Genomic DNA, 24,374 nt, shown 5'->3' with positions numbered 1-24,374 from the left:
CGCAACGGCAGAGAAAGGGCGCAACGGCAGAGGAGGGGCGCAACGGCGTACGCGTTCTGGGGGGATGCTGAGGCCCGGCGGAGCGTCGCGCTTGGATTCCGGCCCGGCAGCACGGATCCTGGGCGAGCACCGCTGCCCACCCCTCACGACGAAGGATCAGCCATGGCCCAGACCGCCACCACCTCCTCGAGCGGCCTCGCGACCCCGACGCCGCTGCTGCGCGCGTTGCAGGTCCTCGCGGGGCTGGCCGTGCTGAACGTGCTGTTCCAGTTCATCACCGCCGGACAGCTCTTCCCTTCGGGCGGGCCGGACCAGCTGCACGCTGCCGGCGCGATCCTGCTGCACGTGGTCAGCGGGCTCGCCACCATCGCCGCCTTCGTGCTGTGGCGCACCGGCCGGATCACCCTCGGCCTCGCCGCCCTGACTTTCGGCGTCTTCGTCTGGGGCTTCATCCAGGCCGCGATCGGGGGCTACGACACCCTCTACCTCCACGTGCCGGGGGCCATGCTGCTGACCGGGGGCGTCGTCTGGCTGTTCCTCGCCAGCCTGCGTGCCCGTTCGCGCTGACCGATGCCGAGTGCCACGGCAGCCCCGTAGCCAGGGCGGCGGCCCCGATCGAGGTCCGCAGCGCCCACGTCCGCCGACGTGACCTCGGCCGGGGTCCCGCCCGTCACACTCGTGCTGTGCCGACCGTCAACCACGTACCAGGCACCGAGGAGAGGACGAGCCGTGGAGATGACCGAGGCGTTCGAGGCGGAGCGGCCGCGGCTGCTCGGCCTGGCGACCCGCGTGCTGGCCGACCGGGGCGAGGCCGAGGACATCGTCCAGCAGTCGTGGTTGCGGCTGAACGGAGCGGTGACCACGTCCGGGACCGTGGTCGAGAACCTGCCCGCCTGGCTCACCACCGTCACCACCCGGCTGTGCCTGGACCGGCTTCGCGTCCGTACCCCTGTCCCGGAGGAGGACGTGGAGCTGGCGAGGGACGCGACCAGCCCGGACCCCGCCGATGAGGTGGCCCTCGCCGACTCCGTGGGCGTCGCCCTGTCGGTGGTTCTCGACCGGCTCTCGCCCGGCGAGCGGGTGGCGTTCGTGCTGCACGACAGCTTCGGCTTCGAGTTCTCGACGATCGCGGCGGTCCTCGACACCACCACGGCCGCGGCACGGAAGCTCGCCTCCCGTGCCCGCGCCAAGGTCCGGCAGCCCGCGCCGGAGGACCGGCTGGCCGAGTGGGAGGTGGTCGACGCGTTCATGGCGGCGGCCCGCGAGGGGAACTTCGACCGGCTGATCCAGCTGCTGGCCCCGGACGCGGCTGTCGGCGCCGACGCTGCGGCCGTCGCGGCCGGCACACCGGAACGCATCACCGGGCGGCGCGAGGTGGCGGAGTTCTTCAACGGCAGCGCACAGTCCGCGCTACCGGTGTTCGTCGACGACCGTCCGGGCGCCGCCTGGTTCTACCGGGGCGAGGCGAAGGTGCTCTTCGACTTCACCGTCGTCGACGGCACGGTCCGGCGCATCACCTTCCGCGCCGATCCGGACCTCCTGGCCCGGCTGTCCCGACGCGACCAGGGGTCACGCCGGCCGTGACCGATCACAGCCGAGCCCTCCGCACCGTCAGACAGACGTCAGACCCGACCGGCCACGCACGATCGACGAAGCAAGAAAAGAGGAACGAACACATGAAGACCATGACCTGCGCCCAGCTGGGCGGCCCCTGCGACCTGCGGCACCACGGGGAGAGCGCCGACGCGGTGATCAAGGCCCAGGACCAGCACCTGAAGGACGCTGACCGCGCCGGCGACGCCACCCACCAGGAGGCGCGGGCCGCGATGAAGGGCCGCTGGCGCCACCCCAAGAAGTCCATGGACTGGTACAACGGCGTCAAGAGGACCTTCGCCGACCTGCCCGAGGACTGAGCCCCTCGTTCGGCGAGCGTGTTCGAGGCACCCCGGACCCGACCGGAGGGGGTGCCGGAGCCACGTGCGGGGTACCTCGGCGAAACCGGCCAGCTCAGCAGCGGCTCACGCGCCTCGAACCGGGGAAGCGTTCACTCACCGGACACCTGCGACACCCGTTCTCCTCGCTCCCACGTCCTAACGTCAACACGCGATGCTCCGTCCCATGCCGCTCCTGGCCACCCCGCGCGTGTGGCAACCGCTCGCCCGACCGTGGCCGTGGCTGGGCCTGGCCGCGATGCTGGCCGTGCTGCGGATGCCGACCTTCCAGCTCTGGGGCGACGTCCGCTACACCCTCGGCGTGGAACGGGCGACGGCCCTCACGGGGTGGTCGGCCGCAGCGACCTGGACCCACCGGCCCCTGCTCAACCGGCTGCTGATGGCCGGGCTGGACCACCTCACGGTCGGTGCTCACCGCGAGGACCAGCTGTTGCTGCTCAGCGCGCTGCTGGCCGGGCTCGCGGTCTGGCCGCTGGCGACCGCCCTGGCCCCGCGGCTGGGACGGGCCGAGGCCGCGGCGGCCGGGAGCGCCCTGCTCGCCGCCCTGGTCTGGGCGCCACCGAGGACGATGCTGCAGCCGGAGTGGTACGCGCTGGTGCTCGCCGCCTCCGCCGTCGGGGTGGGCGCGCACCCGACGACCCAGGCCCGGCGACGACGGGCGGCGGCGACCGCCTCGGCGGCCCTGATGGTGGCCGCCGTGCTGATGAAGTGGACCACCGCCGGCACCGCCGCGACCGCCTGGCTGGTGCTGGTGGCGCTCACCTGGCGGACCGAGCGTCGACGACTGGTCCTGCTCACTCTGATGGCCGCTGTCCTGCTGCCGCTGGTGCTCGGCGCCGAAGTCCTGGCGGTCCCTCACGAGGGCCGCTGGCTGACCGAGATCCCACGGCTCAACCCGCCGGCCGACGCCCTTCGGTGGTGCTCGCCGCTCTCGGTACCCCACGACCCCTGCCATCTGCAGTCGCTGGCGTTCAACGAGGCCCTCGGGTCACCGCTGCTGCTCCTGCTGCCGGCCGCGGTGGTGCTCCTGGTCGGGACGCTGCCGGGTCGGGCCCGCTGGGCCGCGCTGGTGCTGCCCGTCCTCGCGGTGGCGCTGAGCGTGACGACCACCCTCATCCAGGCTCAGTACTTCAGCTACCACGTCGCGGCCGTCCCGGTTGTCGCAGCGGGCTGGGTCGGCTGGGCGGCGGCCTCGGCCGTACGCCGGACCGGACGGGTCCCGGCCGAGATCGTCGCCCCCGCGCTGATCGCGGCCGTGGTTCTCACCGGGCTGTTGGCCCGGCCGGCCGCCGAGCGCACGTCCCCGAGAGCGGTGCTGCTCGGGCACTCGCTCGCGGCCTGGACGTACGGCTTCTCGGTACTGGTGGCGCTCAGCGCGACGGTTGGGGCGGTCACGGCCGTCCGGCGAACGCAGCGGTTGGACCGACCGGCCGGGCCGGTCGCGCGACGCGGTCCAGCCGGGGCGGTCACGGCGCTGGCGCTGCTGGCGGCCCTGGCGCTGCCGCTGCTGCCGGCCATCGGCTACAGCTTCGACGGGGCGAACGCCGGCCGGACGGCGCTCGGGGAGCAACGGCTGGCCACCCGCGACGCCGCCGCCGGTGCCGCCATCCGGGCCCGGATCGGCCCCGGTACGCCGGTGGTCTACCTCGGCTTCGGCGACCGTCCCTACTGGGTGCGCGAGCCCACCTCCTGCCGCTACGCCGCCGCGACCTTCCTGCAGCGCAGCGCGTACCGCGACGTCGACGGCCTGGCCAGCTTGAGAGAGAACCTGGCCTGCCTGGCCGACCCGCGCGCCCGCTACGCGGTGGTCCAGAACGGCTGGATCCACCTCGACCGCGCCGACCCGGCCGTCCGGCAGAGCCTCGCCACCACCTTCGACTGCGACCGTCCGGTGCTGACCGCGGCCAACCTCACCGTCTGTCCTCGCCGGTAGGTCGCCGGTCAGCAGGCGGTGAGGCCGCGGTCGATGACACCGCCGAGACTGAGCCGGACCAGCCATCTCAACCCACCGAAGGATCAGGAACCTGGCCACAAGAGCGGACCATGGCCCGGTTCCTGATCATCGTCAGCCCACGGAAGCGTGACGCCCTCACGCGTCGACGCTGCGACCTCAGCCGGCGGCCGGAGCGACGTCGAGCGCCCACACGACGCCGAAGCGGTCGCGGAGCTGGCCGGCGAGCGGCGCCCACGCGGACGGCCCGAGCGGCTGCCGGACCTCAGCTCCCTCCGACAGGCCGTTCCAGTAGCGGGTGACCTCCTCGGCGTCGGTGCCGTGCACGTACACGTAGAACGCGTTCGCCCCCTGGTCGTACGGCTGGCCGGGCCAGACGTCGAACGCCATCACCCGGAAGCCGGCGGCGGTGGACACCTGCCCGAAGACGACCCGGTCGGCCCACGCCGGGTCGTCGGAGGCGCCCATCTGGCCGTACGTCATCGCCGCGACCTCACCGCCGAAGGCCGCGGCGTAGAAGTCGAGCGCCGCTCGGGCGTCGCCGTCGAAGTTGAGGTGCGGGGTGGTCTCGATGGACATGGGATCTCCTCGTGGTTCGGGCGACCGTCGTGATCGCCGTGCGAACAGCCTCTCGGAGGATCAGGTCAGATCGTGACCGCTTCTTCGACGAGAATGGCGCCATGTCCGGACCGTCCTCCCGCATGCTCGCCCTGCTGTCCTTGCTGCAGGTGCACCGGGACTGGCCGGGCCACGAGCTTGCTGAGCGGCTCGACGTCGGTCCCCGGACGATCCGGCGCGACGTCGACCGGCTGCGCGAGCTCGGCTACCGGGTCGAGGCGCTCCGGGGGCCGGCCGGCGGGTACCGGCTCGCCGCGGGGTCCGAACTCCCGCCGCTGCTCTTCGACGACGACCAGGCCGTGGCCATCGCGCTGGCCCTCGCGGTGGCCCCGGCGTCCGGCGCCGACATCGCCGAGCCGGCCGCGCGGGCCCTCGCCACGGTCCGCCAGGTCATGCCCTCGCGTCTGCGGCACCGGATCGACGCGGTGGCCGCGGTCACGAAGCCGGAGGCAGTCCAGGTGGACGCGAACATCCTGGTGGCGGTGAGCGAGGCCGAGCACCGCGGTGAGGTGCTCCGCTTCGACCAGCTGCCCGCCGACGAGGACCGCCCGCCCCGCCGGGTGGAGCCGTACGCCGTCATCGCCCGCCACGGTCGCTGGTACCTGCTCGCCTGGGACCTCGACCGCGATGACTGGCGCACCTTCCGCGTCGACCGGATGACCCCGAGGTCGCGGACCGGACTCCGGTTCACGCCGCGTCAGGTCCCCGGAGGCGATCCGGCGGCCTTCGTCGCCGCCCGCTTCAAGGGCTCCCGGCGTGACGACGTCTGGCCGTGTACCGGCTCGGTGACCGTGCCCGCTGACGCGGTGACCAGCCTGGCGCCCTACCTGCCGGAGGACGCGCTGGTCGAGGCCTCCGGTCCGGGTCAGTGCCGGGTCACGCTCGGGTCGTGGTCCTGGACGGGACTGGCCGCCACCTTCGCCGCGTTGACGGTCGACTTCACCGTCGATGGTCCGGCACCGCTCCGAGAGGCCGTGCTCGCCCTGAGCGACCGTCTTCGAGGGGCCGGTACGCCGTGACGCCGAGGACGGCGTCGACGCCCGGTCAGAGGGCGGAATTCTCGTCGAGGAAGTGGTAGGCCCGGTCGTGGTAGACCAGCGGAGCTCCGCCGCCGTCTTGGGACGACTCACGCGCACCGACGACGACGAGGTGGCTGGCCCCGAGGGCGACCCGCTGGACGACGTCCCCCCGGATCCACGCCGGCACCCCGTCGAGGACGGGTTCGCCGGTGGGCAGCCAGCGCCAGTCGACCCCGGCGAACCGGTCGACGTCCCGGGTGGCGAACCGGGCGGACAGGTCGACCTGGGCGGCTCCGAGAAAGCTGATCGTCAGGGTGTCGGCCCGGCTGAGGGCCGGCCAGGACGACGACGTCCCCGCCACCGAGAAGGTCAGCAGGGCCGGCTGCGCGGACACCGAGACCACCGACGTCGCGGTGAAACCCACCGGCCGGTCGCCGTCACGCAGGGCGACGACGGCCACGCCGGCGGGGTGGCGACGGAAGATCGACCGGAACGCCTCCGAGCTGATCGCCGCCGACCCCTGGCCCTCCTGAGCCTGGGCGCGGGGCTCGACGGTCATGCCCCTGCCCCCGCCCGCCGGACCCTCAGCAGGGCGGAGACGAGCGCGGCGGCCTCGTCCGCCCACGCGCCCACGAGACCGTCCAGGTCGGGCAGCTGCTTCTCGGTCACCGCGAACGGACGTGTCGGAGCGAGGGCGCCGAGCTCGACCAGCAGGGGCCGCAGCAGGTGCTCGGCCACGAACGAGTGGGCCGGGCTCGCCGAGACCACCACCGGCACAGCGAGCACGCCCTGCAGTCCCCCACTCGGGTAGCGGTCGAGGAAGGCTTTCAGCAGGCCCGTGTAGCTCGCCTTGTAGACCGGCGTCGCGACCACGGCCACCGACGAACCGGCCAGGGTCTCGGCGAACCGGTCGACCTCGGGCGCGCTCTCGGAGAACAGCTGCGGCGCGACCTCGGCGAGGTCCAGCGAGACCGGCGGGCCGGCGTCGGTCCGGGCGGCGATCGCCTCGGCCAGCGTCCGGGCCACCAGCAGGGTGCGCGAGCCGGCACGGGGGTTCCCGGACAGGGCGACGAGACTCACGAGGACGCTCCGACCTGGGCTGTACTGGCTGGGGCCGCACCGGCGGAGGAGCGAGGGAGGACGCGGGGGGCCGGGTCCAGCCCGAGGTGGTCCCGCAGGGTCTCGCCCTCGTACTCGGTGCGGAACGAGCCGCGTTCCTGCAGCAGCGGGACGACCTCGTCGGCGAAGCGGTCGAGCCCGCCCGGGGTGATGTGCGGGACCAGGATGAAGCCGTCGCAGACGTCGTCCTGCACGAACCGGTCAATCGTGTCCGCGATCGTCTGGGCCGAGCCCACGAACGTCTGCCGGTTCGTCGTCTCGACGATCAGCTCGCGCAGCGACAGGTGCTCGGTCGCCGCACGCTCGCGCCATTCCCGCGCGGTCGCGACGGGGTCGCGGTACATGCGGACGCTCGCCCGGCCCTTGCTGATGGTCTCCCCCACCACAGGGTCGAAGGCCGGTGGCGGACCGTCGGGGTCGATCTCGGACAGGTCGGTGTTCCACAGCTGTTCGGCGAGCTTGATCGCCGTCGCCGGGCTGACCTGCTGCAGCCGGACCTCGTGCGCGAGCTCGGCGGCCTCGGCGTCGGTGTCGGCGAGCGCGAACGTCGACGCGGGCAGCACCACCAGCTGGTCGGGCCGCCGGCCGTACGCGGCCAGCCGGCCCTTGACGTCGGCGTAGAAGGCGCGGCCCGCGTCGTAGGTGCCGTGGCGGGTGAAGATCGCGTCGGCGGTCGCGGCGGCGAACTCCCGGCCCTCCTCGGAATCCCCGGCCTGGAAGATCACCGGTCGGCCCTGCGGGCTGCGCGGGGTGGTGAAGGCGCCGGAGATGTCGAAGTGCTGGTCGCGGTGGGTGAAGGTCCCGACCTCGGGGTTGCGCAGGAACCTCCCCGTCGTCTGGTCGCTCACGACCTCGTCGCCTCGCCAGGAGTCGAAGAGCGTGAACGCGGCGTCGAGGAAGTGCTGGGCGCGGGAGTACCGCTCGTCAGAAGCCAGGAAGCCGCCGCGCCGGAAGTTCTCCCCGGTGAAGGCGTCCCAGGAGGTGACGACGTTCCAGGCGGCGCGGCCGGCGGAGAGGTGGTCCAGCGTCGCGAACTGGCGCGCCACGTCGAAGGGCTCGTTGAACGTCGAGTTGATCGTCCCGGCCAGCCCGAGGTGCTCGGTGACGGCAGCGAGCGCGGCCAGGACCGTGAAGGTGTCGGGCCGACCCACGACGTCGAGGTCGTAGATCTCGCCGCCCTGCTCGCGCAGCCGCAGCCCTTCGGCCAGGAAGAAGAAGTCGAACTTCGCCCGCTCCGCGGTCTGAGCGAGGTGCACGAACGAGCTGAACTCGATGTGGCTCCCGGCGGCGGGGTCGCTCCACACGGTGGTGTTGTTCACCCCCGGGAAGTGGGCGGCGAGGTGGATCTGCTTGCGGGGCGTGCTGGTCATACCGATCCTCGGTTCGTGGCGTAGCGGTTGGCCGGACGCTCGAGGCCGAGCCGGTCGCGGAGGGTGCCCGGCTCGTAGGCCGTACGGAAGGCCTGCCGGCGCTGCAGCTCGGGCACGAGGCCGTCGACGATCGCGTCGAGGTCCTGCGGCAGGGCGGCCGGCCTGAGCCGGAAGCCGGTCAGCCCGGCCTCGGCCCGGGCGAGCAGCAGGTCGGCGAGGCCCTGGGGCGTGCCGACGAAGATCTCGGCGTCGCTGGTGAACCTGCGGCCCGACCAGTCCTCGAGCTGGGCCCACCGCGCGTCGGCCCGCGCCTGGTCGGCGTCGAGCAGCACGACGAGCTCGCCGAAGACGTGGTCGGCACCCGTGCGACCGGCCTCCCGGCGGGACGCGACGATCTCCTCGACCTGCGCCGCGGCAGCGGCGTTGTCGTGCGGGGTGATGAGGACGACGTCGGCGGCACGCGCGGCGAAGGTCCGCGGTATCTCCGCGTGCGCCAGCGCCACCACGACCGGTTGCCCCTGCGGTGGACGCGGGGTGATCGAGGGCCCCCGCACCGAGAAGGAGCGCCCCACGAAGTCGATGTGGTGCAGCTTGTCGCGGTCGACGAAACGGCCTGTCGCGACGTCGCGGATCTCGGCGTCGTCCTCCCAGCTGTCCCAGAGCCGCCGGACGACCTCCACGGCGTCCCCGGCGTCGGCGAAGAGGTTGCGAACCAGACCCCGGGCCGCCTCGTCGTCGGCCCCCTCGGCGGCGGCAAACGGGTCGCCCCACGGTTCCCGTCGCCCGAAGTGGGCGACCTCCTCGGGCCGCGCCGACACCTGCGGCCGCCAGCCGGCGCGGCCCTGGGAGACGTAGTCGAGGGTGGCGATGGCCTTGGAGAGATGGAACGGCTCGGTGTGGGTCACCGTGCCGGTCGGCACCAGCCCGATGTGCTCGGTGAGCGGCGCCACCCGGGCGGCGACGAGGACCGCGTCCAGCCGGCCCCGGACCTCGTCGGTGCGGTGGTCGGGCCCGACGAACGAGGTGCTCTGCAGGGCCAGCCCGTCCTCGATGGTCACGAGATCGAGCAGCCCCTCCTCCGCGCGCCGGGTGAGGTCGCCCCAGTAGCCGGCGGTGAGCAGGTCACGCGGCCGGGCCGTCGGCAGCCGCCAGGCCGCAGGATGCCAGCCGGCACCGTCCAGAGCGACGGCGAGGTGCAGCGGGCGGGTCATCGGGGACCTCCGGTGGGGTCGGCGGGACGGTGGGGCAGGAAGGACGGCACCGCGTCCGGCGCGCTGAAGCTGGACCATCGGGTGCTGGCCCGGAAGGCGGGCAGCTCCGCGAGGTAGGCCGCGTAGCGGGCCAGGTGCGGGTAGCTGCTCAGCGGCGGACCGAGCCGCCCGTCGGCGTTCGCTTGCACGTCGTAGCGGGCGAGCGTCACCCACAGCCGGATGTCGGCCTCGGTGAGCCCACGCCCGACCAGGAAACCGCCGTCGACGAGCCGGGCGTCCAGCCGCCGGAACGCGCCGAGCAGCTCCGAGCGTGCCTGCTCGGCCGCCGGCCCCTTCCCCGACGCCCGACCCACCCCCTGGTTGACCGCTGGCCCGACCCACCGGTCGAGCTCCTCGATCTCCGCACGGTGGCCCGCGGGATAGGTGTCGACGCCCGGGTAGCGGAAACCCGGGAACTGCGTGGCGATGTCCAGCCCGAGCGTCCGGTAGTCGTTGCTGACCACCCGTCCGGTCTCGGTGTCCCACAGGGTCGGCACGCTGACGTGGCCGTCGAAGCCCCGCTCGGTGGCCTCGTAGGCGTCGCGCAAGAGGGTGAAGCCGTTCACGGGGTCGGGTCCGTGGGTCTGCCGGAAGGCCCAGCCGCGGCCGTCGCGGGCGTCGTCGACGTAGGACACCGAGATGACACCGCCATCCTCAGAGGAGGGACGACCCGCCTGACCCCCCGCTGGTCTCGTCGTGAGTCCGTTCACCTCGAGCTCGAGCACCACCCGCTGCGACCAGGGGCAGAACCAGCCCGCGTACAGGTGGTAGCGACCGGGCACGGCCGGGAAGCCGCTGGAGCCGTCCCGGGTGATCCGGTGGGTGAAGCGGTAGAGCGGCCGGGGGTCCTCAGGGCGCTGCGGCACCCGGTAGGTCCCGTGCCGCGCCACGTCGACGGGACTGGCGAAGCCCGCCCGGGCGGTGGTGGTCTCGGTCATCGGTCGGCTCCTGCCGCTGGGGTGTTCGAAGGTGCGCACGGGGTGCTGGCCGTGCCGAGGGCCTGCAGACCGGTCACGGCCGCCCAGGCAGGAAGCTCGCGGTCGTCAGGCAAGGGGCGGCAGCCGTCCGCGGTGTAGGTCCACCGGGGACCCTCGGCGACCAGCAGGTCCAGGGCTCCGAGAAGTCGGTCGACGTCGGCCGAGGAGTTGGCGACCCCGAGGCTGGCGCGCACCGCGCCGTCGTCGACCCCGAGCCGGGCCAGCAGCGGGTGCGCGCAGAACCGGCCGTCCCGGACGCCGATGCCGTGCTCGGCGGAGAGGTAGGAGGCAACCAGCGCCGAGCGGAAGCCGGGCACGGTGAAGCTGACGACGCCGACCACGTCGGCAGCGTCGGGCCAGATCCGGAGCGGCTCGATCCCCCGCAGCCGTAGCCCGTCGACGAGGCGTCGGTGCAGGCTGGCCTCGTGGGCGCGGATCCGGCCCGGGCCGGTCGCCTCGAGGGTGCGCAGCGCCTCGGCGAGCGCGAGGGCGCCGAGCACGGCCGGGGTGCCGCCCTCGTGCCGCTCCGGGCTGCTCGCCCACTCCGTGCCGGTCGTCGTGACCTGACGCACGGCACCGCCGCCGGCCAGGTGCGGCTCGGCCTCGTCCAGCCAGTCGCGGCGCCCGACGAGCGCGCCGGCGCCGAACGGGGCGTACAGCTTGTGACCGGAGAAGGCCACGTAGTCCGCGCCCAGCCCGGCGAGGTCGAAGCCCCGGTGCGGGAGGAGCTGGGCTGCGTCCACGGCGATCCGGGCGCCGTGGGCGTGAGCCAGACGGACCAGGCGAGGCAGGTCGGGAACCTCCCCGGTGACGTTCGACGCGCCGGTGACCGCGAGCAGCGCCGCCGGGCGGCGCGCCAGCTCGGCCGCCAGCGCCGCCTCCGTCTCCCCCAGGGTCGAGCCGCTGGGCACGACCCGGACGCCGTGCCCAGGAGACGGCGAGCGCCAGGGCAGCAGGTTCGCGTGGTGCTCCACGTCGAGGACGACCACCTCGCCCGGGACCGCGGCGCTGAGGAGGTTGAGGGCGTCGGTCGTGTTGCGGGTGAACACGACGACATCGTCGGCGCGGGCCCCGACCGCGCGGCCGACGGTCACGCGGGCCTGCTCGTAGAGTCCGGTGCACAGCTGCGAGAGGTACCCGGCGCCGCGGTGGACGCTGGCGTAGAACGGCAGCACGTCGCTCACGTGGTTCGCGACCCGGGTCAGGGCGGGGGCGCTGGCGGCGGTGTCCAGGTGGACGAAACGCGCACGCCGGCCCCCGACCAGCGGCACGGACTCCGAGGCGCCGACGGTCGGCAGCAAGGCGGGCACCTCGGCGGCGACCGCAGGCCCGGTCGGGGTCGGGCTCGCGACGCTGGGGGTCGGGGTGGACGGGGGGGCGAGAACGGTCACGGATGACCTTCCGGATCAGGACCCCAGGACGGGGCCGCGCTTGCCGCTGCCCGGTCGGCAGCGGCCATGTCGTCACCCGGGGCACCCCACCGCGGAGGAGGGTTGCCGGTCAGCAAGCCGGGGCTTGACGCTGACGCTCGTGACAGGGACACGATAACTCGATATTTCCTAGCAACAAGCATTGGTACAGGGTGTGGACGGGAGCCGGCGGCTACTTGAGCAGCACGGACAGCAGGGCGGCGAGCTCGGTCAGGGAGGGCCCGCTGTCGTCTGTGACCCTCGCCAGGTCGTCCTCACCCGTCACGTCGCTGACCGAGCCCCGCCCGTCGGAACACGGGAGACCCGCCATCGCCGAGAGGTCGACGAGCGGTGCCAGGCCACGAGCCGGGCGCCCCCCGGCCGTTGTCCGCGCCACGGGTGCCGCCGGGCGTCCTGGCGACCGCGGGCTCACGTCAGCCCCTCGTTCCCGCGCCGACCGGCTCATCGTCGGCGGGTACGCCAACGGCCTCCTCGGCCGGGTGGTGTCGCAGCGCGAGCAGGGCACGGGCGACTTGGTCGTTGAGCCGGTGCACCGGCGCGTTCGTGCACGGACGCGCGAACGCCGCCGCCTTCACCGCGGTGTGCATGCCCAGGGCCAGCCGCCGCGGCGCGACCGACCCGTCGGCGCGGACCAGGTGATGAGTGGCGTCGGTCCGCAGCTGGCCGGTGTCGAGCGGCCGTCCAGCCGGGTCCCGCAGCACGTGGGAGGACACCTCGCCGCGCGCGAGCAGCGCGGCCAGCAGTGGGTCCTCGGCGCGGCCCAGGTCGAACGCCGGCAACGTGGCGTCCACGAGTGCGTGCGCCTCGACCTCGTAGGCCACGGCGGAGGACCGGGCGACGAAGACTCCGCGCTCGACGTCGGCCGCCACCTCCAGACCCGGGCCGAGGAAGGAGACGACTCCGGCCTCCTCGAGCGCGAGGAGCTGCTCCAGTCGGTCGGGCGGCGGCCCGCTGGCCCAGAAGCTGAAGAAGCCCAGGAACCAGCCGTAGAAGTCCGCCACCAGCGAGCGCGGGTCCAGCTGCGGGGAGCCGAGCACCGGCCCGAGGACCGGCAGCACCGCGAGCAGCGCGAAGAAGGCGCCGAGGTCGGCGCTGTGCCGCTGGTCCGCGCGACGGGCGAGGTCGGCGCGGACGTAGCGGCGGACGACCGTACTGAGCTCGTCGGCGTCGGCGACACGCAGCTGACGCAGCGGGCGGTCGACGGCCGCCGGATCGAAGCGGTCGGCGTGGTCCGGTACCGCGTCAGCGATCCAGCGGTCATAGGCCTCGCTCCCCCACTCCAGCGCGGCGAAGCCCTCCGCGAAGTCCGACCAGGAGGTGGCGATCCGGTCCGGGTGGCCCAGCCCCAGCTCGCGGTAGTAGCCCCAGGCCACCTCACGTCCGACGAGTGGCCACACGTCGTCGAAGAAGTGGAGCGTCTCGCCCCTCCCGAGCAGCGCGGACACCGCCTGTGGCGTGCAGAAGGTGGTGCCCGGCGGTCTGGGCACGCGCAGCCGGTAGGTCGGCTTCGCGTGGTAGGGGACGCCGCGCCTCGAGCCGACGAGCAGGTGCGGCTCGGAGCCGGACGGCTCGTAGACCAGCCGGTCACCTCGGGTGACGAAGCGCCCGCCGCGACCCTCGGTCAGCAGGACCATCAGGTCGACGAAGTCCAGGCCGAAGCCCCGGACGAGCACGTCCTGCCCGGCCGGCACCGCGCTCAGGTCCAGGTCGCCGGCGTACCCGGGCGGCAGGTAGGTCAGCCCGTGCTCGGTCGCGAAGTCGGCCAGCGCCGCGAACCGAGGCGCCGGGCCGACGTCGACATGACTGTTGAGCAGGACGACCGCATCGGCCTCGATGGTCTCGCCGTTCTCGAGCACCACGACCTCGCGATCGCCCTTGGCGTCGGGGCGAGGGCCGCAGCGAAGGTCGACAGCCCGCTGCCGGTGGGTGAGGACGGTCGTACCGGCGGGCGGCGGGGACAGCGCACGCCGCACGGCGAAGTCCAGGTAGGCGCTCGCCAGCCGTCGGGTCGGGAAGTCGAGCGGACCGAGGGACGCGGCTTCGGCGGCCAGGGCCCGGTCGTCGAGGTCGACGCCGTGGGTCTGGCACCACTCGGCCAGCGTCGGACCGGGGGTGACCGGCCCCGCCATGGCGACAGTGTGGTCGACGAACGCGGTCAGGTCCTCGGCGGTGGTGTTCAGCCGCAGCAGCTCCGACTGCGCCGAGCGCCACACCCGTCCGCCGCCCGCCGGGAACGGGTCGATCAGGTGCACCTCGACCGGCCCGGAGCCGAGCACCGCAGCATTGGCGACGAGCCGCTCGAGCAGGCCGGCTCCCCGCGGCCCGACGCCCACCAGGGCGAGCACGAGCGGCCGGTTCGTCGACGGCTCGGTCATGGCGTGCTCCTCGGTGGTCACGGTACTTTCCTCCCCATTGTCTACCGGCTTCATCGGGAATGCGGCGTGAGGTCACTCACGTGAGCCGCACCCGACGCGGACGCATCATGCGTTGTCGAGCGGCAGCCCGGGCGGATTGATCTCGGAGGACTTGACCGCCTCGTTCTGCAGGTTGTACGCCTTCAGCCACGCGTCGTACTGTCCGCTCGTGATCAGGTAGTTGATGGCGTCGGCAACGGGCTTCGCGAGGCCGCTGTCCTTCTTCGTCGTCGCGGCGATGAGCCCCTGGAGGGTGTCACCCGCCCCCGAGTACGTCCCGGCGGTCCGGGTCGGCGTGCTCGTGGCCGCCGACTGCTGGTCTTGGTAGGCGATCCCCGGGTTGGGCCCGAAGTAGGCGTCGATGCGACCCGAGGCCAGGGCCAGGTAGGTGCTGTTGTTGTCCTTGTAGTAGCGCACCTCGAGCGTCTGGCCCTCCGCCTTCAGCTTCTTCTGCCACTCGAGCAGGATCTTCTCCTGGTTGGTGCCCGAACCGACCGCGACGGTCTTGCCCGCCAGCGCGTGGTAGTCGCCGTCGAAGGTCCAGGGGTCGTCCTTGGTGACCGCGAAGGCGAGGTTGTCGTCACGGTAGGAGGCGAAGTCGTACTTCTGCTTGCGCTCCTCCGTGACCGTGATGTTGGAGAAGCCGACGTCCAGCTGGCCGCTGGAGAGCCGGACGAACATGTTCTCCCAGGCGTTGTTCTGGAGGTCGGGCTTCAGGCCCAGGGTCGCGGCAACGAGCCGGCCGAGGTCTGGCTCTGCGCCGGTGAGCGTCTTGTGGTCGTCGCCGACGTAGGCCAGCGGGGGGAAGCCGGCGGGCAGGGCGCCGACGCCGATGACCAGCGTCCCGCGGTCCCTCACGGCGGCGGGCAGCTCGTCCCGCAGGGCCGCCTGGGTCTGGACGGTGATCTCGGTGCGGGTGGCGGTGGTGGTGTTGTCGGCGACCACGACGGCGGTGTTGCCGTTCGCGTCGGCGCTCGGCGCGCTCGTGGTGGCCGCGTCGCTCGTCGAGCAGGCCGCGAGCGCGAGGGCCAGGACGGGGATGAGCAGCGCGGCGCGGGCGGCGACCGACCCTGCTCGGGTACGGGTGGTGATCGACATGGTTGTCTCCTTGAAATGGGGTGCCGCGGCGGCGCCGCAGGCCGTGCGGGATGAGGTGGGTCCGGGTGGGGTGGGTCAGCGCACGCGGCTGAGGAACGCGGCGGTGCGCGGGTGCCGCGGATGGGTCAGGACCTGCTCGGGAGGTCCCTGCTCGAGGACGCGGCCGCCGTCGAGGAACACGACGGTGTCGGCGACCTCGCGGGCGAATCCGACCTCGTGGGTGACGATGATCATGGTGGTGCCGGACGCCGCCAGGTCCTTGATCACCGCGAGGACCTCGCCGACGAGCTCGGGGTCCAGGGCCGAGGTGGGCTCGTCGAACAAGATCAGCTCCGGACGCAGCGCGAGAGCACGGGCGATCGCCACCCGCTGCTGCTGCCCGCCGGAGAGCTGTCGCGGATAGGACTCCGCCTTGTCGGCGAGACGGACCCGCTCCAGCAACGTCCGCGCCTCGGCCCGCACCTCGGCCCGGTCGCGTCCGAGCGCCGCGACGGGCGCCTCCACGACGTTGTCCAGCACCGTGAGGTGCGGGAAGAGGTTGAAGCTCTGGAAGACGAACCCGATCCGGGCGCGCTGGCGCAGGATCGCGCGCTCGCTGAGCTCGTGCAGCCGGCCGCGGTGGACCCGGACGCCGACCAGCTCGCCGTCGACGCTGACGAAGCCGGCGTCCAGCTTCTCCAGGTGGTTGATCGAGCGCAGCAGGGTCGACTTGCCCGACCCGGACGGCCCGAGGACCACGGTCACCGTGCCCCGCTCGACGTCGAGGTCGACCTCGTGAAGGACGGTGTGCGCGCCGAAGGACTTCGTCGCCCCACGCACCTGGACGACGGCCGTGGTCGCCGCGGGTGCCGTCGGGACGGGCGAGGTGCCGGTGACCGCCGCGCTCATCGGGCCACCCCCCGTCGGGTGAGGACAGCCGCCAGCACCCGTTGGGCTCGTCCGGGTTGGGCCAGCCGGTCGACGCCGCGGGCGAAGCGCTGCTCCACGAAGTACTGGAACACCGACAGGACAGTCGTGAGGATGACGTACCAGACCGTCGCCACCATCAGGAGCGGGATGACCTCGCCGCTGTTGGTGCTCGCCTGGGTCTCCACCTGGCCGAAGAGGTCGAGCAGCGAGGTGATGTAGACGACCGAGGTGCCCTTGAGCAGTCCGATCAGCTGGTTCGCGTACGAGGGCAGGATCGCGCGCATCGCCTGCGGCAGCACGATGCGGCTGAAGCGCCGGTGCCGCGGCAGTCCCAGTGCGACGGCCGCCTCGCGCTGGCCCGGGTCGACCGAGATGAGGCCGGACCGGACGATCTCGGCGGCGTAGGCGGCCTCGTTCAGGCTGAGGCCGATGATCGCCGCGGCCTCGTAGCTGAGCAGCTGGGTCGCGTCGAGGCTGAACAGCTGCGGCCCGAACGGCACCGACAGCCCGAGGCTCGGGTAGAGGGCGGTGGCGTTCGCGAGGAACAGCAGCAGGACGATCAGCGGGATCGAGCGGAAGATCCAGATGTAGACCCAGCTCACCGAGCGCAGCACGGGGCTCGCCGAGAGCCTCATCAGCGCCAGCACGATGCCGGCAGCGAAGCCGATGACCGCGCTGTAGGCCGTGAGCTTCAGGGTCACCAGGAGGCCCTCGAGGATGATCGGCTGGAAGAACCAGTAGCCGAAGACGCCCCACTGGTAGGCCGGGTTGGCCGCCAGGCCGCGGACCACCTGGGCCAGCAGCAGCAGGACGACGACGCTCGCGACCCAGCGCCACGGGTGGCGCAGCGGGACGACGCGGGTGGAGGCCAGCTGGGCGGCCGGGGTGGCGGCGCCGGTCGCGTCCGGCCGGAGAACCGGCTTGGGCTGCCCGGGCTGGGGTGGGTGGTCAGACGCCGGCGGCGGCCGACGGTCGGTGCTCATGCTCATGGGGACCTCGAGGCGTGACGGGGCGCCGGCGGGAGCCGGTTCCGGGGCTGACGGAGGGTGAGGGGGGCAGCGGCGAGCGGGGCGCCGCTCAGCCGCGAGGGCCGCGGGGGTGTCGACAACAGGCCGCCCCCCGGGGGTGGCCGATGGGGGTCCGGCGCCGATCTGTAGCGGCGGTCTGACTCTGGGGATGCCAGGCGTTGGGGTGACAGGTCATGCGGCAAGCCGATCGAGCTCGGGGCCCCCGGGCGGGGACCGGCGCTTGCAGAGGAGGGACTCCCCTGCCCGGTCGTCACCTGGGGCACCCCACCGCCGAAGACGAGGGTTGCCGATCAGCCAGCCAGGGCTTGTCGCTGATTCTCGTGACCTGCCGAGAACGTTACGGCCAGGCCCTCGAAGTGTCAAACCCTGTAGGGATAGTAGGGAATAGCAGGTGGCTCGAGTAGGTTGTCGCGTCGTGACCACCCGTGTCCTGTCCGGCGGCGAGAGCGCCGCGCCGTCCCCGCACCCGCTCGACTCCGCCGCGTGGGCGTCGCTGACCGGCGTGCACGCCCGTTTCGCGCTCGGCCAGGGACGTGCCCGCCGCTACCCCGCTGACGTCTCCCCGTTCGCCGCGGTGGCCTCGTTCGAGGACGACCGCGCCTGGGCGGACCTGCGCGAGCTGTACACCGACGGGGAGGTGGCCGGCCTGGCCGGGCCACCCGGCTTCACCCGTGCCGTGCCCTGCGGGTGGGGGCTGGAGGGAGTCGTCCCGGGCGTCCAGCTCGTCGCCACCGACGCCCTGTGGAGCGCCCGCGCGGACGACGCCTTCGTCCTCGGCGCGGCCGACGCACCGGAGGCGGTGGACCTGGTCGTCCGGACCGAGCCCGGACCGTTCCGCCCACGCACCTACCAGCTCGGGACCTATCTCGGTCTTCGGCGCGACGGTGCCCTCGTGGCCATGGCGGGCGAGCGGCTGCATCCCACCGGCTGGACCGAGATCAGCGCGGTCTGCACCGATCCCGCGTACCGCCGGCAGGGGCTGGCCACGCGGCTCGTCCGCGCCGTCGCCGAACTGGCCCGCGGCCGGGGCGAGACCCCGTTCCTGCATACCGGGGCCACCAACTCACGGGCCATCAGTCTCTACCTGGCGATGGGCTTCGAGCTCCGGCGCGAGGTGGAGTTCGCCGCGCTGCGCGCGTGCTGACCATCGCGCCTCTACGGGGTCGTGGGTCAAGACCCGATGCGCGAGGCGAGGCTCTCAGGCGGACCGGGTGGTGGTGATCCCGCCATCGACGGGGGTGTCGGTGCCCGAACGTCGCTGGCCTGGTCCCACAGGAGCCAGGGCGACCGCGGTTGCGACCCCGTCGGGGGTGGCCGGACGCCCGGCCGGGGCACCGGCGGTCATCCGGGCGAGGACGTCGCCGCCGGAGGCGTTGACACCATCCTGCTCACCTCGAGCAGAACCCGGCCGTGGCCGCCATCCACCTGGGCGAGGACCGGCGCACTGAACTGGACGCCGTCTCGCCGGCTGCCTGACCCGGACCGACGCACCGGTCGCGGTGAGCTGGTCGCCGAGCCGCGGGCACCCACGGGGGACCCTGGCGGCGACCGAGGCAACGTCACCCAGATGCCCCGCCCGGTGCTGCGCCGTCGGTCGCGAGGTGGTCGACCAGCACCCGGGCGACTTCCTCCATCCCGGCCGCCGTGGGGTGGAAGGACGAACCCAGCTGCCGCAGCGGCCGGAGCCCGAACACCCAGGGGGACGTCGTTGCGGTCCCGCGCGGCTGGGAGTACCTCCTCGCCGTGACGACCTCGGCGCCCGCTCGTCGACCCGCCGTCTCGAACACGCCGGTCACGATGTCGGCGACCCGGCGGAAGTCGGCGATCTCGGTGTTCTCGAAGAGGGCGGACGCGTCTGGCGTGGTGGCCGCCGTGAAGATGGGCAGGTAGTCCACCAGCACGACCCGGGCCGCCGGCGACCGGTGGTGGACCTCGACCACGATGCGCGCCAGACCCTCGGTCGCGTCCTCGACCGCCTGCCTGCTCACCTCACGGGGTGGGAGGCGGACGCGCAGCCGTCGTACCAGCGGTCGCAGGAGCGTGCGCCGGTACGCGCGGTTCAAGATCGCGGTGGTCATGACGCCGCGGAGGTAACCGAGGTCGTTGCCTGCTGCCGTGATCGTGACGAGGCTCGCGTCCGGGGTCACGGCAGACACCTGCGGCGCGAAGGTCCGGCGGCCGACCCGTTGGGGCGTGTCCAGGATCGTCGACGTGGTGGCCCCGGACACGGTCGCGTCGACGAGCTCCAGACCCAGACGTCCTGCCACGAGGTGCGCGTAGTTGAGCCCCGACCGCCCGGCCTGACGATCGATGACCGGGGTGATGCCAGGACCGGCTGCGAAAGAGCTTCCCAGCGCGACCATCCCGCCGCCGAACGCCGAAGTCACTCGGGGCCTACCTCTCTTGAGGTGCCGGTCCTGAGAGCAACCGGCGCTCCTCGTGGGTCGTCCTCACCGTAGCGGCGTCGGTGGTTCGACGAGGACCTGGCGTAGTCAGCGGAAGCCTGCAGCAACGCTGGGCTGTCGAGACAACACGGACCATCTCTGTCGCTGCCCGGCCGGGACGTCGAGGAGGGGCCCAACGCAGGGGGTGAAGATGACGCGGGTCTGGACGCGCAGCGCACGGAAGGAGCCCCCTTCACCGCCAGCGCCGCACGGGTCTCGTCGAGCAGTACGACGCGGCGCTCGGGCCGGACCGCCGTGGCTGACGAGCCGCTCGCACGCCGCGAGCCGCCCGACGCCCAGGAAGTAGCGCCGCTCAGAGGCTCTGGCCGCCGGACAGCTCGATCCGGGTGCCGGTGGCCCAGCCGAAGGCGTCGGAGAGGATCGCCGGGACCGGGGCCCCGATGTCGTCGGGCAGCCCGACCCGGCCGAGCGCGATGCCGGCAGCCACCGCCTGGTTGACCTGGGCGTTGTCACGAACCAGCCCGCCGCTGAAGTCGGTGGCGATGGCGCCCGGCACCAGGGTGTTGACGCGAATCTGTCGGCTGCCGAGCTCGGCCGCCTGGTAGCGGGTGAGCACCTCGATGCCGCCCTTCATCGCCGCATAGGCGGCGTACCCCGGCCCGGTGAACCGGGCCAGGCCCGAGGAGACGTTCAGGATCCGGCCGCCGTCGGCGATCAGCGGGAGCAGGGCCTGGGTCAGGAAGAACGGGCCCTTGAGCTGGACGGCGACCATCTCGTCGAACTGCTCCGGCGTGGTCTCGGCGAAGGAGGCGTGGACCCCGGTACCGGCGTTGTTGACCAGCGCGTCGAGACGTTCCGCCCCGAGGTCTTCCAGGGTCTGCCGGACGGCGACGACGAAGCCCTCGAAGCTCGCGCTGTCGCTCACGTCGAGCGACAGCGCGGCGGCCGGCACCCCGAAACCGTGCAGCTCGGTGACGAGTGAGCCGGCCGCGTCGGAGTTGCGATGGTAGGTGCCGATCACCCCGACGCCGGCGCGGGCGAGGTGCTGAGCCATGTTGCGTCCGAGTCCGCGGCTGGCGCCGGTGACCAGGGCGATGGTGGTGCGGGGCATGGGGTCCTCCTGGGACGAACGAGTGGTGCCATCAGGCTGGCAGGGCGACCGGACGCTTCGGGCGTCCCGCTGATCCCCGGATCGCCAGTGCGTGGTTGGCCCGCCGCCGCTGCCGCAGAATGGGGGTGCGCACCAGAACGAGGAGGTGGCCGATGGCTCAGCAGGAGCTGGGAGCTTTCCTGCGTCACCGGCGCGAGGAGCTGCGTCCCGGTGACGTCGGCCTGGTGCCAGGCGGGCGTCGCCGTGCCAAAGGGCTGCGGCGCGACGAGGTGGCGGTGCTCGCCGCCATGTCGACCGACTACTACGAGCGGATCGAGCAGGGCCGCGGGCCGCGGCCGTCCCCGTCGATGCTCGGCGCGATCTCCCGGGCGCTGCGGCTGACCCTGGACGAACGTGACTACGTCTACCGCCTGGCCGAGCAGACGCCGCCACCCCGTCACCGGTCCCTCGGCTACGCCGACCCCGGACTGATGTGCGTGCTGGATGCCGTGGCCCCGACCGTCCCGGCCTTGGTCACCGACGAGCTGAGCGACGTCGTGGCCCAGAATCCGCTCAACGTGGCGCTGCTCGGTCCCATCGCCGGCGCCTCCGGGCGCGAATCCACCTTCGTCTGGCGCTGGTTCACCGATCCGGGGCTGCGGTCGCGGTACCTGGCCGAGCAGCACGAGTCGCTGAGCCGGGAGTACGTCGCCGACCTGCGGGCCGCGTCCGCCACGCGGCACCTCGACGAGGAGGCGCAGTCGCTGGTGGCCGCCCTCTCCGAGGCCAGTGAGGAGTTCCGGGCCGTCTGGGCGCGGCAGGAGGTGGCCGTCCGGCACTCCACCCTGAAAGTGCTGGTCCATCCTCAGGTCGGCCGGCTGGACCTGCAGTGCGACGTCGTCCTCAGCCCGCCCTCGGGTCAGCGGCTGGTGCTGTTCAGACCACAGGTCGGGACGGGTACGGCAGCACGCCTGGACCTGCTGGGCGTCGTCGGCGCCCAGTCCTTCGAGCAGGTCCGGGCCGCCGACTGAGCCGCCCCGAGCGGAAGCGAGAGGCGCGAGCGCCTGGTGAGGGCCGCGCTCGAGCTGAGCACCGAGCGCGGTTTCGGCACGGTGACGACCGCCGAGCTCGCCGGGCGCGCCGGGGTGACCGAGCGCACGCGCTTCCGGCACTTCCCCGACAAGCGCGAGGTCCTCTTCGACGTGGAGCAGCGGTTGACCGAATCGGTCGATGCGGCGTTCGCCGAGCTTCCTGACGCAGTGCCGGCGCGCAGGCGATGGTCGAGATCGCCGGCGACCCCTCGCGGGTGATGACGATCTCGAACCAGGACGAGGCACGAAGCGCCGGTGCCGGCGTGCACGCAGCTGGCGGCTGCCGGCGGTCACCCGGGGTCGGATTTCCTGTCCGCGTACGCGGCACTCGCCGCCGTAGGGGAGTTCCCCATCCCGCTAGCCGCGACCTACCCACTCGACGACTGGCGCGCTGCGGCCGAGCTCAGCCTCTCCGAGGACCCCACGGCAAGGTCGTGCTGATCCCGTGACCTACTGACGCGACCAGGGCCAACCTGACCCGCCCCGCAGGGCGTAGCCGCTGTGCGGGGCACCCGTCGAGCCGCAGAAGCCGACCGCACCCTCCGGTCAGGAGGTACCAGGCCATCCACCCCGGCATGGCTGAGCGGTCCAGCCGCCCGCCGAGGCCGGCAGTGAGGGGTCCACCAGCTCGTCGAACACGTCATCAGCAACTGCGCGACCGGGGAGGCGGAAGGGCGAGAACGTCATCGTTGCTGCCGGGGATGTGGACATCACCGCCCCGATGGCCAGCTGGGAGCTACCGAGCTCGCCCTCTCAGTGTGGAGCTTAGGGGATTCGAACCCCTGACCTCTTCCATGCCATGGAAGCGCGCTACCAACTGCGCCAAAGCCCCTTGCGGGTGGCCCCGGACAAGCCGAGACCTTGCGGTCCCAGCCCCCTGGGGACCCCGAAATACTAGCCTGCGAGCGTCCGGGTCACGAAATCAGGTCACCGGTCGGGTCGGCGCTGGCGTTGTAGGCGGCGATCCGCCAGTAGCGGCCGGAGCGGTGCCGGTCGAGGCTCACCCACCCGCAGTTGGTCATCCCGCCGAGCAGCCGGCAGTGCTCCAGGGGGAGCCCCACGAGCTCGGCGACGCCGACGCGCCCAGCCAGCCCGTGGCTCGCGGCGACGACGGTCGAGCCGTCGGGAGCGGAGTCGGCCAGCTCGGTCAGGCACTCGGCCACCCGGACGGCGACCTCGGAGGGGCTTTCCCCCGTCGCCGAGCGACGGACGTCCTCACCGGCCCGCAACCTTCGCGAGAGGTCCGGGTCGAGCTGGTCCACCTCGTCGCCGGTCAGACCTTCCCAGGAGCCGACGTGGATCTCGCGGAGTCGCTTGTCGGTGGTCACCTCGAGCCCGGTCAGGGCCTCGAGGGCGGCTGCGGTCGCCCGCGCCCGCACGAGGTCGCTGGACCACAGCACGGCCGGCTCGAACGCCGCCAGCACGGACGCCGCCCGTGCCGCCTGCGCGCGGCCCACCTCGTCCAGCTCGATGTCGGCCTGGCCCTGGAAGCGGTTCACCTGGTTCCAGGCGGTGCGGCCGTGGCGCCAGAGAATGACGCGCTGGGCGGTCACCGGCGCGTGTCCACGCCCAGCGGAATCACGGGGCAGTCGCTCCAGAGCCGCTCCAGGGCGTAGAACTTACGCTCCTCGCTGTGCTGGACGTGCACCACGAGGTCGAGATAGTCCAGCAGCACCCAGCGCTGCTCACGGTCGCCCTCGCGGCGGACCGGCTTGGCGTCCAGCCCACGCAGCGCCTCCTCGATGCCGTCGACGACGGCACCCACCTGCCGCTCGTTGGTGGCGGTCACGACGAGGAAGACGTCGGTGATGGCCAGCTGGTCGGAGACGTCGTAGGCGATCAGGTCGGTGCCGAGCCGGTCGGCGGCCGCCGCGGCAGCGGTCCGGGTCAGCTCGAGGGCGCGTTCGGTTGCGGTCACGATTTCCTTCGGTTCGGGACCTCCGAGGCGGAGGTCCGGGAGGGAGCAGCCACCCGGTCAGGGGTGGTAGAGGCCCCGCTTGGCGATGTACTGCACGATGCCGTCCGGCACCAGGTACCAGATCGGGTCCAGCTTCTGCACGCGAGCCCGACATGCCGTCGAGGAGATGGCCAGTGCCGGGATCTCCAGCAGGGTCACCCGCTCTTGCGGCAGCTGGTCGATCACCGTGGTGTCGAGCTCGACCCCGGGCCGGGTGCAGCCGACGAAGTGGGCCAGCTCGAACAGCCGGTCGACCTGGTGCCAGGTCAGGATCTGGGTGAGGGCGTCGGCCCCGGTGATGAAGTAGAGCTCGACGTCGTCGCCCCGTTCGGCACGTATGTCGGTCAACGTGTCGACGGTGTAGGTCATTCCCGCTCGGTCGATGTCGACCCGGCTGACCGTGAACCGCGGGTTCGAGGCGGTCGCGATGACCGTCATCAGGTAGCGGTCCTCGCCCGCCGACACCTGCCGGTCGAGCTTCTGCCACGGCTGGCCGGTGGGGACGAAGACCACCTCGTCCAGCCCGAAGTGCATCGCCACCTCGCTGGCGGCCACGAGGTGCCCGTGGTGGATGGGGTCGAACGTGCCGCCCATCACGCCCAGACGGTGCGGTCGACCGGGGTCGGCACCGGGCGTCCGGGCCAGACCGGTGGCCCGGTCCGGACGGGCACGGGCCACGTCGTCCTCGCTGACGAC

The 24,374-nt window shown here is 72.9% G+C and carries 25 protein-coding genes, 1 tRNA gene and 2 riboswitches; of the genes, 8 read left to right on the top strand and 18 right to left on the bottom strand.

All coding sequences use genetic code 11. The features are described 5' to 3' along the window. Nucleotides 1-162: 162 nt before the first annotated feature. The 4 genes from ACFE7W_RS07430 (at nt 163) to ACFE7W_RS07415 (ending at nt 3,885) form a co-directional block, all read left to right on the top strand. Complete coding sequence (locus ACFE7W_RS07430; RefSeq protein WP_375424107.1) at nt 163-567, top strand: hypothetical protein; 405 nt, start codon at nt 163-165, stop codon at nt 565-567. A 168-nt stretch (nt 568-735) separates the two neighbouring features. After that, nucleotides 736-1,584, top strand: a complete 849-nt coding sequence (locus ACFE7W_RS07425; RefSeq protein WP_375424228.1) for a sigma-70 family RNA polymerase sigma factor — start codon at nt 736-738, stop codon at nt 1,582-1,584. Nucleotides 1,585-1,676: 92 nt separating this feature from the next. Then, nucleotides 1,677-1,913 carry a hypothetical protein gene (locus tag ACFE7W_RS07420; protein ID WP_375424106.1) on the top strand — a complete coding sequence of 79 codons (237 nt, stop codon included), beginning with the start codon at nt 1,677-1,679 and terminating at the stop codon, nt 1,911-1,913. Between the two features lie 205 nt (nt 1,914-2,118). Then, nucleotides 2,119-3,885 (top strand): hypothetical protein, encoded by a 1,767-nt coding sequence (locus tag ACFE7W_RS07415; RefSeq protein ID WP_375424105.1) that lies wholly within the window; start codon nt 2,119-2,121, stop codon nt 3,883-3,885. A 177-nt stretch (nt 3,886-4,062) separates the two neighbouring features. Here the strand turns inward: ACFE7W_RS07415 and ACFE7W_RS07410 are convergent, their stop codons facing one another. Then, nucleotides 4,063-4,482, bottom strand: a complete 420-nt coding sequence (locus ACFE7W_RS07410; RefSeq protein ID WP_375424104.1) for a VOC family protein — start codon at nt 4,480-4,482, stop codon at nt 4,063-4,065. Between the two features lie 101 nt (nt 4,483-4,583). Here ACFE7W_RS07410 and ACFE7W_RS07405 point away from each other — a divergent pair, with 101 nt between their 5' ends. Further along, entirely contained in the window at nt 4,584-5,540 is a 957-nt protein-coding gene (locus ACFE7W_RS07405; protein ID WP_375424103.1) for a helix-turn-helix transcriptional regulator, read from the top strand. Nucleotides 5,541-5,565: 25 nt separating this feature from the next. Here the strand turns inward: ACFE7W_RS07405 and ACFE7W_RS07400 are convergent, their stop codons facing one another. The 11 genes from ACFE7W_RS07400 to ACFE7W_RS07350 all read right to left on the bottom strand — a co-directional run bounded on the left by ACFE7W_RS07400 (nt 5,566) and on the right by ACFE7W_RS07350 (nt 17,090). Beyond that, complete coding sequence (locus ACFE7W_RS07400; RefSeq protein WP_375424102.1) at nt 5,566-6,099, bottom strand: flavin reductase family protein; 534 nt, start codon at nt 6,097-6,099, stop codon at nt 5,566-5,568. Then, the gene (locus ACFE7W_RS07395) at nt 6,096-6,620 is read right to left on the bottom strand and encodes an NADPH-dependent FMN reductase (protein WP_375424101.1); all 525 of its coding nucleotides are present in this window, start codon (nt 6,618-6,620) and stop codon (nt 6,096-6,098) included. The genes ACFE7W_RS07400 and ACFE7W_RS07395 overlap by 4 nt, the downstream gene beginning before the upstream one ends. Beyond that, nucleotides 6,617-8,029 (bottom strand): NtaA/DmoA family FMN-dependent monooxygenase, encoded by a 1,413-nt coding sequence (locus ACFE7W_RS07390; protein WP_375424100.1) that lies wholly within the window; start codon nt 8,027-8,029, stop codon nt 6,617-6,619. Before ACFE7W_RS07390 ends, ACFE7W_RS07395 begins: the two co-directional genes overlap by 4 nt. Continuing rightward, complete coding sequence (locus ACFE7W_RS07385) at nt 8,026-9,240, bottom strand: LLM class flavin-dependent oxidoreductase (protein ID WP_375424099.1); 1,215 nt, start codon at nt 9,238-9,240, stop codon at nt 8,026-8,028. The genes ACFE7W_RS07390 and ACFE7W_RS07385 overlap by 4 nt, the downstream gene beginning before the upstream one ends. Beyond that, a complete protein-coding gene (locus ACFE7W_RS07380) occupies nt 9,237-10,217 on the bottom strand; it encodes a glutathione S-transferase C-terminal domain-containing protein (RefSeq protein ID WP_375424098.1) in 981 nt (326 codons plus the stop codon). The genes ACFE7W_RS07385 and ACFE7W_RS07380 overlap by 4 nt, the downstream gene beginning before the upstream one ends. Further along, a complete protein-coding gene (locus ACFE7W_RS07375) occupies nt 10,214-11,647 on the bottom strand; it encodes an aminotransferase class V-fold PLP-dependent enzyme (RefSeq protein WP_375424097.1) in 1,434 nt (477 codons plus the stop codon). The genes ACFE7W_RS07380 and ACFE7W_RS07375 overlap by 4 nt, the downstream gene beginning before the upstream one ends. Nucleotides 11,648-11,678: 31 nt before the next feature. After that, a riboswitch (SAM riboswitch) is annotated at nt 11,679-11,792 on the bottom strand. Nucleotides 11,793-11,858: 66 nt separating this feature from the next. Beyond that, nucleotides 11,859-11,996, bottom strand: a complete 138-nt coding sequence (locus ACFE7W_RS07370) for a hypothetical protein (RefSeq protein ID WP_375424096.1) — start codon at nt 11,994-11,996, stop codon at nt 11,859-11,861. A 103-nt stretch (nt 11,997-12,099) separates the two neighbouring features. Then, complete coding sequence (locus tag ACFE7W_RS07365) at nt 12,100-14,082, bottom strand: FAD/NAD(P)-binding protein (RefSeq protein ID WP_375424095.1); 1,983 nt, start codon at nt 14,080-14,082, stop codon at nt 12,100-12,102. A gap of 84 nt (nt 14,083-14,166) precedes the next feature. Further along, on the bottom strand, nt 14,167-15,198 hold the full coding sequence (locus tag ACFE7W_RS07360) for an ABC transporter substrate-binding protein (RefSeq protein ID WP_375424094.1): 1,032 nt from the start codon (nt 15,196-15,198) through the stop codon (nt 14,167-14,169). Nucleotides 15,199-15,273: 75 nt separating this feature from the next. Next, entirely contained in the window at nt 15,274-16,086 is an 813-nt protein-coding gene (locus tag ACFE7W_RS07355; protein WP_375424093.1) for an amino acid ABC transporter ATP-binding protein, read from the bottom strand. After that, nucleotides 16,083-17,090, bottom strand: coding sequence for an amino acid ABC transporter permease (locus ACFE7W_RS07350; protein WP_375424092.1), 1,008 nt, complete (start codon nt 17,088-17,090; stop codon nt 16,083-16,085). Before ACFE7W_RS07350 ends, ACFE7W_RS07355 begins: the two co-directional genes overlap by 4 nt. A 256-nt stretch (nt 17,091-17,346) precedes the next feature. Continuing rightward, nucleotides 17,347-17,461: riboswitch (SAM riboswitch) on the bottom strand. A gap of 89 nt (nt 17,462-17,550) precedes the next feature. Here ACFE7W_RS07350 and ACFE7W_RS07345 point away from each other — a divergent pair. Continuing rightward, nucleotides 17,551-18,279, top strand: a complete 729-nt coding sequence (locus ACFE7W_RS07345; RefSeq protein WP_375424091.1) for a GNAT family N-acetyltransferase — start codon at nt 17,551-17,553, stop codon at nt 18,277-18,279. A gap of 415 nt (nt 18,280-18,694) precedes the next feature. On the opposite strand, the gene ACFE7W_RS07340 is transcribed toward ACFE7W_RS07345, so the two are convergent. Then, a complete protein-coding gene (locus ACFE7W_RS07340) occupies nt 18,695-19,498 on the bottom strand; it encodes an SGNH/GDSL hydrolase family protein (RefSeq protein ID WP_375424227.1) in 804 nt (267 codons plus the stop codon). A 394-nt stretch (nt 19,499-19,892) separates the two neighbouring features. Continuing rightward, nucleotides 19,893-20,651: an SDR family NAD(P)-dependent oxidoreductase gene (locus tag ACFE7W_RS07335; RefSeq protein WP_375424090.1), complete on the bottom strand. Its 759-nt coding sequence runs from the start codon at nt 20,649-20,651 to the stop codon at nt 19,893-19,895. A 152-nt stretch (nt 20,652-20,803) separates the two neighbouring features. On the opposite strand from ACFE7W_RS07335, the gene ACFE7W_RS07330 reads away from it, so the two are divergent. Further along, nucleotides 20,804-21,661, top strand: coding sequence for a helix-turn-helix transcriptional regulator (locus tag ACFE7W_RS07330; protein WP_375424089.1), 858 nt, complete (start codon nt 20,804-20,806; stop codon nt 21,659-21,661). Between the two features lie 36 nt (nt 21,662-21,697). Further along, nucleotides 21,698-21,940, top strand: a complete 243-nt coding sequence (locus ACFE7W_RS07325) for a helix-turn-helix domain-containing protein (RefSeq protein WP_375424088.1) — start codon at nt 21,698-21,700, stop codon at nt 21,938-21,940. 540 nt (nt 21,941-22,480) lie between these two features. Here ACFE7W_RS07325 and ACFE7W_RS07320 read toward each other — a convergent pair. From ACFE7W_RS07320 to nadD, 4 genes are all read right to left on the bottom strand, one after another. Further along, nucleotides 22,481-22,553 (bottom strand) — tRNA-Ala (locus tag ACFE7W_RS07320). A gap of 82 nt (nt 22,554-22,635) precedes the next feature. Next, nucleotides 22,636-23,274 (bottom strand): histidine phosphatase family protein, encoded by a 639-nt coding sequence (locus ACFE7W_RS07315; protein ID WP_375424087.1) that lies wholly within the window; start codon nt 23,272-23,274, stop codon nt 22,636-22,638. Then, nucleotides 23,271-23,639, bottom strand: coding sequence for a ribosome silencing factor (gene rsfS, locus ACFE7W_RS07310; protein ID WP_375424086.1), 369 nt, complete (start codon nt 23,637-23,639; stop codon nt 23,271-23,273). Before rsfS ends, ACFE7W_RS07315 begins: the two co-directional genes overlap by 4 nt. Nucleotides 23,640-23,696: 57 nt before the next feature. Beyond that, nucleotides 23,697-24,356, bottom strand: coding sequence for a nicotinate-nucleotide adenylyltransferase (nadD, locus tag ACFE7W_RS07305; protein WP_375424226.1), 660 nt, complete (start codon nt 24,354-24,356; stop codon nt 23,697-23,699). Nucleotides 24,357-24,374 lie beyond the last annotated feature (18 nt).

The sequence above is a fragment of the uncultured Friedmanniella sp. genome, from assembly GCF_964244285.1.
Lineage (GTDB): Bacteria > Actinomycetota > Actinomycetes > Propionibacteriales > Propionibacteriaceae > Microlunatus.
The sequence above is the reverse complement of the archived record's forward strand: the minus strand, read 5'-3'. Positions and strand labels throughout refer to the sequence as shown.